This window comes from Pseudomonas sp. S2_A10 (genome assembly GCF_054668465.1).
The window spans coordinates 4,515,499-4,530,864 of sequence record NZ_CP162773.1; the positions used below are offsets into that span (position 1 = coordinate 4,515,499).

6 protein-coding genes are annotated in these 15,366 nt (G+C 59.1%); 2 read left to right on the plus strand and 4 right to left on the minus strand.

Going from position 1 to position 15,366, the window contains the following annotated elements; translation table 11 throughout:
- Positions 1-182 precede the first annotated feature (182 nt).
- Entirely contained in the window at positions 183-1,211 is a 1,029-nt protein-coding gene (sohB, locus tag AB4N41_RS20310) for a protease SohB (RefSeq protein ID WP_460138416.1), read from the plus strand.
- A 65-nt stretch (positions 1,212-1,276) separates the two neighbouring features.
- On the opposite strand, the gene AB4N41_RS20315 is transcribed toward sohB, so the two are convergent.
- The 3 genes from AB4N41_RS20315 to AB4N41_RS20325 all read right to left on the minus strand — a co-directional run bounded on the left by AB4N41_RS20315 (position 1,277) and on the right by AB4N41_RS20325 (position 4,103).
- A complete protein-coding gene (locus tag AB4N41_RS20315) occupies positions 1,277-1,771 on the minus strand; it encodes a DUF934 domain-containing protein (RefSeq protein WP_041478697.1) in 495 nt (164 codons plus the stop codon).
- Entirely contained in the window at positions 1,755-3,413 is a 1,659-nt protein-coding gene (locus AB4N41_RS20320) for a nitrite/sulfite reductase (RefSeq protein ID WP_236168998.1), read from the minus strand. The genes AB4N41_RS20315 and AB4N41_RS20320 overlap by 17 nt, the downstream gene beginning before the upstream one ends.
- Before the next feature lie 471 nt (positions 3,414-3,884).
- Complete coding sequence (locus AB4N41_RS20325) at positions 3,885-4,103, minus strand: DUF2970 domain-containing protein (RefSeq protein WP_016774481.1); 219 nt, start codon at positions 4,101-4,103, stop codon at positions 3,885-3,887.
- 181 nt (positions 4,104-4,284) lie between these two features.
- On the opposite strand from AB4N41_RS20325, the gene AB4N41_RS20330 reads away from it, so the two are divergent.
- Positions 4,285-11,577 (plus strand): NEL-type E3 ubiquitin ligase domain-containing protein, encoded by a 7,293-nt coding sequence (locus AB4N41_RS20330; protein WP_252877993.1) that lies wholly within the window; start codon positions 4,285-4,287, stop codon positions 11,575-11,577.
- Positions 11,578-11,631: 54 nt separating this feature from the next.
- Here the strand turns inward: AB4N41_RS20330 and metH are convergent, their stop codons facing one another.
- On the minus strand, positions 11,632-15,342 hold the full coding sequence (gene metH / locus AB4N41_RS20335) for a methionine synthase (RefSeq protein WP_252877994.1): 3,711 nt from the start codon (positions 15,340-15,342) through the stop codon (positions 11,632-11,634).
- Positions 15,343-15,366 lie beyond the last annotated feature (24 nt).

Below are 15,366 nucleotides of genomic sequence, written 5' to 3' on the forward strand. Positions count from 1 at the left end.
GTCAGGCGAGGTTATGAGGATGGCGTAAGGCTGTCAATGAAAAAACATACGCTTGTTTGAAATGCCCGTTACAGGCGTGTTGCCAGAGGTTTCACGGCTGGCCGACGAGCCGACGCATGGGTATGCTGGAGCCATTCCGCGTGTAATACACCGTCACGCATTGCTTTGAGGAGTCTCTGTGGATTTTTTTCACCGAATACGCCAGCTTCCTGGCCAAGACCGTCACACTGGTGATCGCCATTCTGGTGGTGCTCGCCAGTTTCGCCGCGTTGCGCAGCAAGGGCCGGCGCAAATCGGCAGGGCAGTTGCAGGTCAGCAAGCTCAACGATTTCTACAAGGGGCTGCGTGAACGCCTTGAGCAGACCTTGCTCGACAAGGATCAGCTCAAGGCATTGCGCAAGGGCGAGGCAAAAACGGAAAAAAGCGCGAAAAAACAGAAGAACAAGCCTGAGACCAAATCCCGGGTGTTCGTGCTCGACTTCGACGGCGATATCAAGGCTTCCGCCACCGAGAGCCTGCGCCACGAGATCACCGCACTGCTGACCCTGGCCACGCCGAAGGACGAAGTAGTCCTGCGTCTGGAAAGTGGCGGCGGCATGGTGCACAGCTACGGTCTGGCGTCTTCTCAACTTGCGCGAATCCGTGATGCGGGCGTGCCACTGACAGTTTGTATCGACAAGGTCGCGGCCAGCGGCGGTTACATGATGGCCTGCATCGGCGACAAGATCATCAGTGCACCGTTCGCCATCCTCGGTTCGATCGGCGTGGTCGCGCAATTGCCTAACGTCAATCGCCTGCTGAAAAAGCACGACATCGACTTTGAAGTGCTGACCGCAGGTGAATACAAACGCACACTGACCGTGTTTGGCGAAAACACCGAAAAGGGCCGCGAGAAGTTCCAGGAAGACCTCGACATCACTCATCGCTTGTTCAAAAACTTCGTGGCGCGGTACCGCCCGCAACTGGCGATCGATGAAGTGGCTACCGGTGAGGTGTGGCTCGGTATCGCTGCGCTGGAAAACCAACTGGTGGATGAGCTCAAGACCAGCGATGAATACCTGGCGCAGAAAGCCAAACAGGCTGAGGTTTATCACCTGCACTACGCCGAGCGTAAAAGCCTGCAGGAACGCATCGGCATGGCCGCCAGCGGTTCGGTAGACCGCGTGCTGTTGAGCTGGTGGAGTCGTCTTACTCAGCAACGTTTCTGGTAAACACCAGGCATAAAAAAACGCCGGTCAATGACCGGCGTTTTTGTGTCCGCAATAAACCCGCTGGCTTAGCGCCGACGGAACAGCGGCAGCGGTTCGTCACTGGCGGCCTGGTAGGTCACCGAGAAGTCCTTGAGACCTTCCAGTGCTTCGTACGGGTCTTTATCCGCGCGAATGGCAAAGGCGTCGAAGCCACAGCGGTGCATGTAGAACAGCTGGTCCCGCAGCACGTCGCCAATCGCGCGCAGCTCGCCTTTGAAACCATAACGGTCACGCAGCAGACGGGCATTGGAGTAACTGCGGCCATCGGTGAACGCCGGGAAATTCAGCGCGATTACCTGGAACTCACCGACGTCTTCACCGATTTCTTCGGCTTCCTCGTCAGCATCCAGCCACACGCCCAGACCGCCGTCGCGGGCCTTGAGCATGCGGCTGTGCTCGCGCCACAACTGCAGAGGAACGATCAGATCGTCGCAGTTGCTGATCTCATCGATGTTGAAATCCTTCGGCAACAGGTGCCAGGTTTCGTCGACGACTTCGTTGTTCTTAATGATTCGCTGCATAGACGCGTTCCTTGAAGAGGTCGATGCCAATACGCTGATAAGTGTCGATGAAGCGCTCGTCTTCGGTACGTTGTTCAACGTACACGTCGATCAGCTTCGAGATCACGTCAGGCATGGCTTCCTGTGCGAAGGACGGGCCGAGGATCTTGCCCAGGCTCGCATCACGGCTGGCGCTGCCGCCGAGGGAAACCTGGTAGAACTCTTCGCCTTTCTTGTCCACACCGAGGATGCCGATGTGGCCAACGTGGTGGTGACCGCAGGCGTTCATGCAGCCGGAGATGTTCAGGTCCAGTTCGCCAATGTCGAACAGGTAATCCAGGTCATCGAAACGGCGCTGGATCGATTCGGCAATCGGGATCGATTTGGCGTTGGCCAGCGAGCAGAAGTCACCACCGGGGCAGCAGATGATGTCAGTCAGCAGGCCGATGTTCGGCGTGGCGAAACCGCTTTCACGCAACTCGCCCCAGAGGGTGAACAACTGGCTCTGCTCGACATCGGCGAGAATGATGTTCTGCTCGTGGGAGGTGCGCAGTTGACCGAAGCTGTAGCGCTCGGCCAGATCGGCGACGGCGTCGAGCTGCTTGTCGGTAATGTCGCCCGGGGCAACGCCGGTCGGCTTCAACGACAGCGTCACAGCGACATAGCCCGGTTTTTTGTGCGCCAGGGTGTTGCGGCTGCGCCAGCGGGCGAAACCCGGATGCTCTTTGTCCAGATCGGCCAGTTGCGCGGTCTGGTTGTCGAGGGTCTTGTAGTCCGGATCGACGAAGTGCTTGGCGACGCGATGCAGTTCAGCCTCGGTCAGCGTGGTCTGGCCACCGCGCAGGTGCTCCATTTCCGCGTCGACTTTCTGCGCGAACACCTCAGGGGTGAGCGCCTTGACGAGGATCTTGATCCGCGCCTTGTATTTGTTGTCGCGACGGCCGTAGCGGTTGTACACCCGCAGGATGGCGTCGAGATAGCTCAGCAGGTCTTGCCACGGCAGGAATTCATTGATGAATGCGCCAACCACCGGCGTACGACCGAGGCCGCCGCCAACCAGCACGCGGAAGCCCAGCTCGCCAGCAGCGTTATGGACAGGTTCCAGACCGATATCGTGGACTTCAATGGCAGCGCGGTCACTGGTCGAACCGTTGACGGCGATCTTGAATTTGCGCGGCAGGTAGGCGAACTCCGGGTGGAACGTGGTCCACTGACGGACGATTTCGCACCATGGACGCGGGTCGATCACTTCATCGGCGGCGACGCCGGCAAACTGGTCGGTGGTGACGTTGCGCAGGCAGTTGCCGCTGGTCTGAATGGCGTGCATCTGCACGGTCGCGAGTTCAGCGAGGATGTCCGGGATGTCTTCAACCGCCGGCCAGTTGAACTGCACGTTCTGCCGCGTACTGATGTGGGCATAGCCCTTGTCGTAGTCGCGGGCGATCTTCGCCATCATGCGCACCTGACGCGAAGTCAGCTGGCCGTAAGGCACGGCCACGCGCAACATCGGCGCGAAACGCTGGATATACAGGCCATTTTGCAGGCGCAGGGGGCGGAATTCTTCTTCGCTCAGCTCACCTGCCAGATAGCGTCGGGTCTGATCACGGAACTGCTTGACGCGGTCCTCGATGATCCGCTGATCGTACTCGTCGTATACGTACATATAAGTCCTGTTCTCAGGCTTGGGCTTCTCGGAAAACGCTGCGTTTTCGCTTGCTGGAGTCCGATGTTGCCTCTGCAATTCTGCGCGCACGGCCGCGCACTCCGTCACGGAGCCGGGGCAATATACCCGTTTGCAGTTATGCGCAAAAGTGATGTTTGAGTATATGTAAAGAACCAAATCGCCTAACGCGAATGCCGGTCATCTAATCCACATTTGTCGTGCGGACAATCATCGTCTTAACTGTGATCGAGTCTTTGTGCAATCACCGATAAAACCGACAAGAGGCGATGCAATGAGCAACCCGACCAAAGCCAGAAAAAGCGACAGCAGTGTCGACGCGTGGGCCATTTTGTTCCTGATCATTCTCGTAGTAGGAACAGCGGTCTTCTGGGTCAGTCACCAGTAACATCCGCGCTCCGGGCCGTTCTCCCAAGGCCCGGATAACCTGTGGCAGATGCCTGTTCAGTGCCATCACACCCCGGCCAGATACAGCACCAGCTTGACGATGGCAAACAGCGTCAGGCCGAACACCGCCGTGAACAAAACTCCCAGAATCACAAAGTGACTGGGTTTGCCGTGGGTGAAATCCCTTTCCCGGTTCTTGCCGCTCTGAACCCCGAACGCCGCCGCCATGACGCTGTGCAGCATCTGCCAGAAACTCGGCGGTTTGTTGTCGACTGGATCGTCCATAAATCCCTCTGCGAAAAGTCATCCTCCTGAAGCATAGCCAATCCGCTGGGTCCGGGATGCCATCGAAGCGGCCCGGACAACTCTGAGCGACACCCGGCCGTCTCCTCTGAGCGATACCCGGATAACGCAGAAGCACTAACGCGACATGGTTTGCTGATCGCTCCATGAAAAAGGAGTGACCATGAACGTTATCCCGCCCAAACCAGTGTCGGCGCTGCCTGCGTCGACCGCTCAGCCGGCAGACCCCGGTCGGTCAGTAAAGCTCATTGCAACGCAAAGCCTGCACGGCGAGTTTCTCGAGACATCGATCCCGCAGTGGTTGACCAACGCTTTGCCGCATCGGCGCGAGGCGCTCAAGGCGGTTCCGACCGCGTTACCGGCCTGGTATCAGAATGCGACGCCGGCCCAGCGCAAAACCCTCGATGACACTTTCAAGGCCAGTGTCATTGCCCAGAACAGTCTCGACAAAAGCATGGCGAAATTCGTGGATGTCGAAACATTCGCCAGGCCGTTATTGATCAAAGCCTTGAAGGGCCAATACGCGCTGGAAATCGATGTAGACAAAACTCTGTTATGTCTGCGGCGCCCGGTCGAAATGGGTATTCAGAGAACCGTATTGGCCTCGTTCGAGGTTCTCAAGATCACGCTGCTGGAAGCCTCGCTGCACAACTTCGAAGCTGACGAATGCGAGGGGACCTATCATTCGAGCTCCGGTTTTGTTGTGGCGACGCCTGCTGTGGACACATTCAAGCACGTCGACACAGGCCTCACGGTCAGCCAGTTTTTGCACCTTTGCCGCAATCTGGATATCGGCCAGCAATACCAGACATACCTGGAGGGTTTTTTTCATCCGGGGGACGCGGTGGCAGAGGCGGTGCTCAGCGAACGCTTCATCGCCAGCCAGAAGGCAGCGATGCGCGCCGCAGCCGAACAGGCGCTATTGCGCAATGACATCGAGGCGGCAGATCACGCGATGATCCTCTCGGTCATCGACGGCGAAATGCACCCGTGGATGGGGCGCAAGCAAGTCTGGTTCCAGGACCTCGGCCTGATGAAAAAAAGGCTGACCGGGTGCGTGGCTTTCGTCATCTGCGAAAAATATCGTTACACCGATGAACTGATCCTTTACATCCCCAACGACCCGGAACATCCGCTCAAGCGCTACACGTTCGAGCAAATGCGCGAAGAGCTCGAGCGCTTGCTCACCGCACGTGATGCGTCGCAACAGACCAGCGCAGAGCCCACCGCCTACCAGCGTTTTTTCAGTCAGTTCCTGCCCTATGATCAGCGCCCCTATTATTTCAGCCAGTTCAGGCAAAAGGCAGCCGACTCACCTGGCGATGCCTGGGACGTTCTGCGTTCCCCTTGGCTGGCCTTCGTACAGGGTTTTACCAGTGGTTCTACATTCACCACCATCGAACAGATTCCGCCCGAACGCACGGTCAAGTGGGAGCCGGCGGTTGATCCGTACATCGCGCCTTCGACAGTCGAACGCAAGGGCAGGGGGCTTTGGGCGCCCAACGAGGACTTGTGGCAATACCTTTATGCGCAGAATCGCGCCAAGGTGTTGGCCGACGCGCGAAGCCACGCGGTACCCACTGCCGATGTCGATGCGAACGCACGAGATGCCAAACTGGCCCATCTGATGCAGATCGGCATGCTGGGCTTGAATCTGGTGTCTATGTTCGTGCCTGTGCTGGGCGAAACAATGATGGTCGTGATGGCGGGACAACTGCTGTATGAAACCCTTGAAGGCGCTATCGAGTGGAGTGAAGGTGATCGCAGGGCCGCCAGGGATCACCTGGTCGACGTGGCCGAGAATCTCGCTCAGGTTGCCGTGATGGCGGGTGTTGGAGCAGGTGTAAGGAAGTTCTCGGCCGCCAGGGCTGTACCGGTCATCGAACAGTTGAGTCCGGTCACGTTACCCAATGGCGAAACCCGCCTGTGGAAACCTGATCTCAGCGGCTACGAGGCCGCTGTTGTCCTTGACGCACACCTGACCCCGAATCCTTCCGGGCAGTATGCGGTGGATGGCAAAACCTGGATCCGTCAGGACAACAAGGTGTATGAGCAGGTCTTCGACGACTCGATCAACCAGTGGCGCATCAAGCACCCGACCGATCCTGCAGCCTATCAACCTGTTCTGCAAAGTAATGGCCATGGAGCGTGGCGCCATACCCTGGAACGTCCTCTGGAATGGGATCGTCTGACGCTGTTGCGGCGCATGGGCCACATCTGCGAGCCGCTATCCGCTACGGAGCTGCTCAACGCGATGGATATCAGCGGCGTCAGCGACGATATGTTGCGCAAGATGCACCTCGACCATGGAGTGCCGCCACCGGAGCTGATTCAGGCCATGCGCTTGTTGAAAACCGATGCACAAGCCGCGCAAGTCATTGAGCAACTGGAGGGTGGGGCGCCGGTCGATGACAAGTATCTGTATGCCCTGCCACTGGTCACTGACATGCCGCGCTGGCCGGCCAATCGCGTACTGGAAGTCTTTGAGGGGACGCAACTGACCGGCAGATCCGTCAAGTATGGCGGCGGATATCGGGTGCGGGGTGTCGGGGGCAAGGCACCGATCCGGATTTCCCGGGCGGACGTCCTCAGCGGCGACCTGCCGCAGCTTGTTCTGGGCGGACTGGATGAATCGGAAATCGTCCACCTGCTCGGAGGTGAAGGTGCGCGGGTTCGAGAAGCGAGACCTGCAGAACTCGCCAAGCAAATTGCGGCCTATGCCCAAACCCGCCAATCGGCCATTTACGACAGTATTTATCAGGGCACCGAGCCTGTCGCCGATCAGGTCAGGCAATTGCAGAACGCCTGTCCGGGACTCAGTGAGTCAGCTGCACAGCAAGTGCTGGCGCAGGCGCGGCCGGATGAACTGCAACGGCTCGGCTCAACTCGTCCCATACCGCTGCGCATGCTGGAGGAAGCTCGCTGGTATGCGCGCCGCAGCCGGCAGGTGCGGGCATATGCGGGGCTGCGCAGCGAGAATATTGCCTCGGCGGACAGTCGATGCCTGGCGTTGCACACGCTTGAACGGTTGCCCGGCTGGCCGGACAACTTGCGCCTTGAAATACGCGAGGGCAGCGACAGCGGTCCGTTGCTTGAGAGCATTGGCAGCCAGACGGCCTTCGAGAGAAAGTACCTGATCAAAAGCGGCCAGCAATTTCAGGCATTCAACGACCGAGGCGAAACGCTCAACAGCCTGCCACGCCACGGCGACAACTTTTATGCCTCTCTCATGCACGCTCTGCCGGATCACGCGCGGCGCGCCCTGGGGGTGCCCGAGGTCAGTCAGTCGGCCGAACTGCAAAAGAAAATCATCGCCCACGCTGACCAGCACCACGGCATGGCGGCCGCATTGCTGGAACAGCCAGTGCAGTGGATGAGACCGCCGGTACGGGTAAACGAAGCGTTGATCGGCTATCCCGCCAGCGGAAGAGCGGGTTGGCTGGAGCGCAATCTGGTTGCCGACCTGCGCGACCTCTACCCGGGCCTCACCGATCAGCAGGCCAGTGGATTGATCCTTGAGCAGGTGCGTGCGGGCAGAAACAACCGGGAGATTTTTCGGTGGTTGCAGTCGCGACGCGAAGAGTGGCAACAACTTGAGGCAACACTGGACGAGTGGGCGGGGACCAACGCGATGGCTCCCTGGGAACCTTCCGGTACTGTTCAGAATCTGCTGGTCGCGCAAGCGCTTAAAACCAGTTGGCGCAATGCCCTTTTGGTCGATGAAGTGCCCAATGCGGATCAACTGCGCCTGGTGACTTACGATGCTTTGCCCGCGCTGACAGCAGACTTTTCCCACGTGCGTAAATTATCCCTTCGCGGAGATGGCATTACTGATGGCAATGCCGACGCTTTTCTTGCCCTGTTTCCCGGCCTGGAAAAACTCTCGCTGGGTGAGCGCGAGAGTTATTTTGATTTGGGTATGCACCAGCAGTCGCTGTCCTCTCTGCCCGCAAGCTTAGCCAGGATGCCTGCATTGAAAACGCTCAAGCTGAGGACCTCGGCCCCGGCAATGGCCACAGATTTCCCTCAGCGGGTGAAAATGTTGACCTCGCTCGAAGCCCTTGAACTCGATTTTCAAGGATTCATTGACGAGAACCCGCCGGCACTGGAACTGGCCGCGCTCAAACACCTGAAACGACTCAAGATCGAAGCCCCCGGCATGACGCAATGGCCAGCATTCGTACAAGCGCTTCCCGAGCTGCAGAGGCTGGATCTGTTTCGGACGTCAATCGCTTCCATTCCTCCAGCGCTCTATACCGGCCATGAAAAACTGTGGGCGGGCCTGTCACTGAATTGGTCGAACTTCTCCCATGAGGCATTCAAACCTGCATTCGAGTACGTCAAAAATTATTCGGGGTCCATGGGGCATCTGATGGACCTGAACTTGATGGTCCGCCAGTACTGCCTCGGTGAACTGAAATTCCTGACGGGTGAAGGCCGCTTTCTCGATCCGTTGCCTGAGCACATCATGACTGTCTGGAATACCCCGGAAACCCGGTTGAAAGCGATCGAACTGCTGCGCCTGGAACACGCCGGGATCTTCCGTCGGTTTTATCAACCGACGACGTCCGATGGCCTGCGTGGCGCTGCACGCGAGCCGCGCTGGCAGTCGCCGCCGAACAGCGCGGTGGTGCGTGAGCTTGAGGAAAACTGGCGCGCGAGCGTACGCAAACGCTATCGCCTGCTCGACCTGGGGGACGATTCTCTGGTATTCGAGCTGTCTGACACAGACGGTTTGAACCATGGCGCGGCCATCAGCGAGCTTGTGCCATTGCCGGCCGGTACATTTTCCCATGTGCAGACCTTACGTCTGGATCGGTTGAACGTGCCGGCTGGACAGATTCAGGCTTTTCTGCAAGCGTTCAGCGGCGTGCGGACACTGCAAATCACTGGCTGCGGATTGACCGAGTTGCCGGTGAAACCGGCGGATTTTGCGCAGCTGACGCGGCTGGACCTGTCCAGCAACCAGATCACCTCTACGGGGGAAATTCAAAGCCAGTTCGCCGAGCTCAAGGCGCTTGAGTTTCTGAACTTGCGGCGCAACCGTTTGACGGCGCTGGACGTGACGGCCATGCCGAAGCTCGAAGTGCTGGATTTGAGTGGCAATAGCCTTCAAACGTGGCCAGCGGGGGCGGAAAATCTGTCCGGGTTGAAGTGGCTGGATCTGCGAGACAACAGCCTCGATTCGCTGCCCGAGCGCGTTCTTGCCATCGACAGCGTATTGCTCAAGAGCCATCTGACCGGGAACCCGTTCAGCGCTGAGGCAGAGGCAGCTCTGACGGCGGCGCGCGGGCGTATCGAGGCGAGCAACGGTTTGCCTCGAGGTGCATTGAAAAGCTATGAAAGTCAGCCGGCCGGCTACCTGGTCGCTGCGAACACCTCGGTGCCAGGCACCGCGTTTTCCCGGATCCACGAGTTTCTGTTACCACTGCGTACTGCGTCATCTGCGGCTGAAGGTAGCGCAGGTCTGGTCAGGCGGTTGCGGGAATTGAATCCGGACCTTTCCCAGGAACAGGCCCAGCACTGTATTGCGCGGTTGGGCGGCGCAGGGTTGGATGAAGCGCAGATTGATGCCCGGATCAAGGACTGGCGAGAGAGTGACGAGGCGCTGACGCGTCAGTTGAACGGTTGGATCTTCAAGCCGGCGGCCGCGAGGGTTTCGACGCAAGACAGAGTCTTCACGGCGATGAGAATCCGTGATTGCTGGGTCGATGGACTGACCCGTCATACCGAAGAAGCGGGTCGCAAGCTCGACCTCAGCGGCTTGCACATTGTTGAGTTGCCGCCTCTGTCGAACGCGTTTACGCAAGTACGAACGCTCGACCTGACTTCGGTAGGGTTTTCCTTGCAGAGCCTGAATGATTTTTGCAGCGCTTTCCCTGAACTGACCACGCTGGTGCTTAACTCCAACAATCTGGAGGGGCTACCGGAGGCTGTCGGTACATTGCACAGGCTGGAGCATCTGGAGCTACGCATTAACCATTTTGCTGAAGCGCCTGGCGTTTTGCAGCAAATGGGCAATCGCCTGCGTTCGCTGGATCTGAGTCATAACCAACTGAGCCAATTCAACGCCAGCGCACTCACCCGGATCGAGCGCCTGAATCTGTCTCTCAATTCGATAAGCCACTGGCCTGATGGGGTACAGGCACTGGAGCATTTGCAAACTCTCAATCTTCTTGGCAACCGTATTTCCCTATTTCCCGACACGCTGCTGGATGGCAACCATGAGCGACTGGTGGCAGGCACCGACCTGCGCGGAAACCGACTGCCTCTCGAGAGTCTGGAACAGCTCAGGGACTACAGTGCGGCTAACGCGAACCGTGGCGTCATGGGGTATTCGTTTGCCTCTCTCGAGCGCGCAATTACCGAGTATGAAACGACGTCCGAAAGCGAGCCCGATACGCCTTTTGATTCCGACAGTAGCGATAGCGATGACAGTAATGCCGGCGGTGCCGGACGCGTGGACAGGCATGAAGCCGTAGAAGCAGACGAAATCATCGCCAATCCGCAGCAAGACGTAGATGAGCAGGCAATGAACACCTGGCTCAATTACACCCGGACCCAGACGCGCGAAACGCGGCAAGCGCTATGGCTGCAATTGGCGCGCGAACCCAACCATGAGGCGTTCTTTCACCTGCTGTCGATGTTGCACGACACTGCCGATTTCAGTGTGTCGGGCGCTGATCTGACGCAACGGGTATGGCGGGTGATAGAAGCGGCAAGCGAAAACACGGAGTTGCGCGAGTTGCTCTTCTTCAACTCCGCGACTCACGGCACCTGCCCCGATGGCCGAATACTGTCGTTCAGTGAGCTGGAAACGCGGGTCTATGAATACACCGCATTGCGCGACATCCCACGCCATCTGCCTGATCAGCGCGGCATGGCGTTGGTCGAGCTGACGCGGCGCCTGTTCCGACTGGAAAGGGTCGACAGGCTGGCGGAAGCAGCTGGCAGGTTCCAGGATCGGGCCGAAATCCGTCTGCAGTACCGAATCGGCATGACGCGCGGCTGGCCCGACGGGTTAGAGCTGCCTGCGCAACCGGATCACATGTTGTACAGGACACCGATCGAGGGACAACTGCTGAGCGAGGCACGCGCTTCTGTGCTGGCCGACGAAGCGTCAGACCTGTTCCTCGAGGACTTGATTGCCCGCGATTACTGGATTCGCTACATGCGCGACCGACACGCCGCCATCTTCGATGAGCTTGAACGCAGCGCCACACACCGTCAGGAAGAAGTCGAGGATGCGCATCCAGACAAGTGGAACGACGAGGACTCGCGAAGACTGTACGTGGAAGCGATGAGCCAGTTGGAAATCGAGCTGGCGCAGGCACGCACCGACAAACTCAAGGAGCTGTCTCGCCAGGAACTGGTAAACCTTGCGCGGGTCGCTGCGGGGGATTCGCAGACACGCCCGGCGTCACCGCAACCGGGGCCGTCCTCGCGTCGGGACTGAGGAGCTGACCCGATCCGGGAATCGCAAACTCCCGGATCGGCTTTGCAACAAGCCTCAGCTGTCGTAACCCAGATTCGGCGCCAGCCAACGCTCGGTCACGCTCAGATCCTGTCCCTTGCGTGCGGTGTAGCTTTGCACCTGATCCTTGTCGATCTTGCCCACCGCAAAGTATTGCGCTTGCGGATGGGCGAAGTACCAGCCGCTGACCGCTGCGGCGGGGAACATCGCGTAGTGTTCGGTGAGGAACACGCCACTGCGCCCGGCGCGCATTTCCGTAGCCTCTGGATCGAGCAGGGTGAACAGTGCCGCTTTCTCGGTGTGATCCGGGCAGGCCGGGTAGCCGGGAGCGGGGCGGATGCCACGGTATTGCTCTTTGATCAGTGCATCGTTGTCGAGGGTTTCATCCTTGGCGTAACCCCAGTGTTCTTTACGCACTTGCTGGTGCAGCCATTCGGCGCAGGCCTCGGCCAAGCGGTCGGCGAGGGCCTTGACCATGATCGAGTTGTAGTCGTCGCCAGCGTCCTGATAAGCCTTGGCCACTTCTTCGGCGCCGATGCCGGCGGTGGTAATGAAGCCGCCGACGTAGTCGGTGACTTCGCTGTCTTTGGGCGCAACGAAGTCGGCGAGGCAGAAGTTCGGCTTGCCGTCGGTCTTGATGATCTGCTGGCGCAAGTGATGCAGCTTGGCCAACGGCTTGCCGTTATCGTCGTACAGCTCGATGTCGTCTTCGTTGACCTGATTGGCCGGCCAGAAACCGAACACCGCACGGGCGCTGATCAGCTTTTCGTCGATCAGCTTGGTGAGCATTTCCCGGGCGTCCTTGTACAGCGCAGTGGCGGCCTCACCGACCACTTCATCTTCGAGGATGCGCGGGAACTTGCCGGCCAGGTCCCAGGAAATGAAGAAAGGCGTCCAGTCGATGTACTCGGCCAGCACGTTCAAATCGATATTGTCGAGCACCTTGCTGCCGGTGAAGGTCGGTTTCACTGGCTGATAATTGGCCCAGTCGAATTGCGGCTTCTTGGCGATGGCGGCGGCATAGCTCAGGCGTTCGGTGCGGGCGCTGCGATTGGAAGTGCGCTCGCGCACGTCGATGTATTCCAGGCGGGTCTTCTCGACGAAACCGGCCTTGAGTTCCTTGGACAACAATTGTGTCGCCACGCCGACGGCGCGCGAGGCGTCGGTCACGTAGACCACGGCATCGTTGCTGTACTTCGGCTCGATCTTCACCGCAGTGTGCGCCTTGGAGGTGGTCGCGCCACCGATCATCAGTGGCAGGTGGAAGTCCTGACGCTGCATTTCGCGGGCAACGTGGACCATTTCATCCAGCGACGGAGTGATCAGGCCGGAGAGGCCGATGATGTCGCACTTTTCTTCTTTGGCGACCTGCAGGATTTTCTCGGCCGGGACCATCACGCCAAGGTCGACGATGTCATAGCCGTTGCAACCGAGCACCACGCCAACGATGTTCTTGCCGATGTCGTGCACGTCGCCCTTGACCGTGGCCATGAGGATCTTGCCCTTGGCTTCCGGCTTGTCGCCTTTCTCCAGTTCGATGAACGGGATCAAGTGCGCCACGGCCTGCTTCATCACGCGGGCGGATTTCACCACTTGCGGGAGGAACATTTTGCCGGCGCCGAACAGGTCGCCGACGATGTTCATGCCGGACATCAGCGGGCCTTCGATCACTTCGATCGGCCGCGCAAACGACTGGCGGGATTCTTCGGTGTCTTCGACGATGTGCGTCGTAATGCCCTTGACCAGCGCATGTTCCAGACGTTTGTTGACGTCCCAGTTACGCCACTCTTCGGTCTCGGCTTCCTTGACGCTACCGTCGCCCTTGTACTTGTCAGCGATGGCGAGGAGGGCGTCGGTGCCGTCCGGGGTGCGATTGAGGATCACGTCTTCGACCGCGTCGCGCAGCTCGACCGGGATCTGATCGTAGATCTCCAGTTGACCGGCGTTGACGATGCCCATGGTCAGCCCGGCGCGGATCGCGTAGAGCAGGAACACCGAGTGAATCGCCTCACGCACCGGGTTGTTGCCACGGAACGAGAACGACACGTTGGACACGCCGCCGGAGCTCAGCGCATACGGCAGTTCGTCGCGGATGTAGGCGCAGGCGTTGATGAAATCGACTGCGTAGTTGTTGTGTTCTTCGATGCCGGTGGCGACGGCGAAGATGTTCGGGTCGAAGATGATGTCTTCCGGCGGGAAGCCGACTTCGTTGACCAGAATGTCGTAGGAGCGTTTGCAGATCTCTTTCTTGCGCGCTTCGGTGTCGGCCTGGCCGGCTTCGTCGAAGGCCATCACCACCACCGCAGCGCCGTAGCGCTTGCACAGCTTGGCGTGATGGATGAATTGCTCGACGCCTTCTTTCATGCTGATCGAGTTGACGATGCCCTTGCCCTGAATGCACTTGAGGCCGGCTTCGATGACTTCCCATTTCGACGAGTCGATCATGATCGGCACGCGCGAGATATCCGGTTCGCCGGCGATCAGATTGAGGAAGGTGACCATGGCCTTCTTCGAATCGAGCATGCCCTCGTCCATGTTGATGTCGATGATCTGCGCGCCGGCCTCGACCTGCTGCAGCGCGACTTCGAGGGCTTCGGTGTAGTTGTCTTCACGGATCAGGCGGGCGAATTTTGCCGAACCGGTGATGTTGGTGCGCTCGCCGACGTTGACGAACAGCGAGCTGCGATCGATGGTGAACGGCTCCAGACCGGAGAGGCGGCAGGCCTTGGGAATGTCCGGAATCTGACGTGGCGCGTAACCGGCCACGGCTTTGGCGATGGCTTCGATGTGCCCCGGCGTGGTGCCGCAGCAGCCGCCGACGATGTTGAGGAAACCGCTCTGGGCGAACTCTTCGATGACTTTCGCGGTTTGCGAGGGCAGTTCATCGTACTCGCCGAACTCGTTCGGCAGGCCGGCGTTGGGGTGCGCGGATACGTGGGTGCTGGCCTTGTTCGACAGCTCTTCCAGGTACGGGCGCAGTTCGCTGGCGCCGAGGGCACAGTTCAGGCCTACGGAAATCGGCTTGGCGTGCGCTACCGAGTTCCAGAACGCTTCGGTAGTCTGCCCCGACAGGGTTCGGCCGGAGGCGTCGGTGATGGTCCCGGAAATCATGATCGGCAATTCGACGTGCAGCTCTTCGAACACACCTTGTACGGCGAAGATCGCCGCTTTGGCGTTGAGGGTGTCGAAAATGGTTTCGATCAGGATCAGGTCGGCGCCGCCCTCGATCAGGCCTTTGGTGGCTTCGGTGTAGTTTTCCACCAGCTCATCGAAGGTGACGTTGCGGTAGCCGGGGTTGTTGACGTCGGGCGACAGTGAGCAGGTACGGCTGGTCGGGCCGAGCACGCCGGCAACGAAGCGCGGCTTGGCCGGGTTTTCGGCGGTCTTGGCGTCGGCAATCTTGCGCGCCAGACGTGCGCCTTCTACGTTTAACTCGTACGCCAGCTCTTCCATACCGTAATCGGCCATGGAAATGCGCGTGGCGTTGAAAGTGTTGGTTTCGAGAATGTCGGCGCCGGCGTCCAGGTAGGCTTTTTCGATGCCGCCGATCACGTCCGGACGGGTGATCACCAGCAGGTCGTTGTTGCCCTTGACGTCGCTCGGCCAGTCCGCGAAGCGTTTGCCGCGATAATCCTGCTCTTCGAGCTTGTAGCTCTGGATCATCGTGCCCATCCCGCCGTCGAGAATCAGGATGCGCTCTTTGAGGGCTTGCTTGAGAGCTTGAAGGCGGACGCTGCGATCGGACATGTGGACTACTCGGAAAGGCCATTA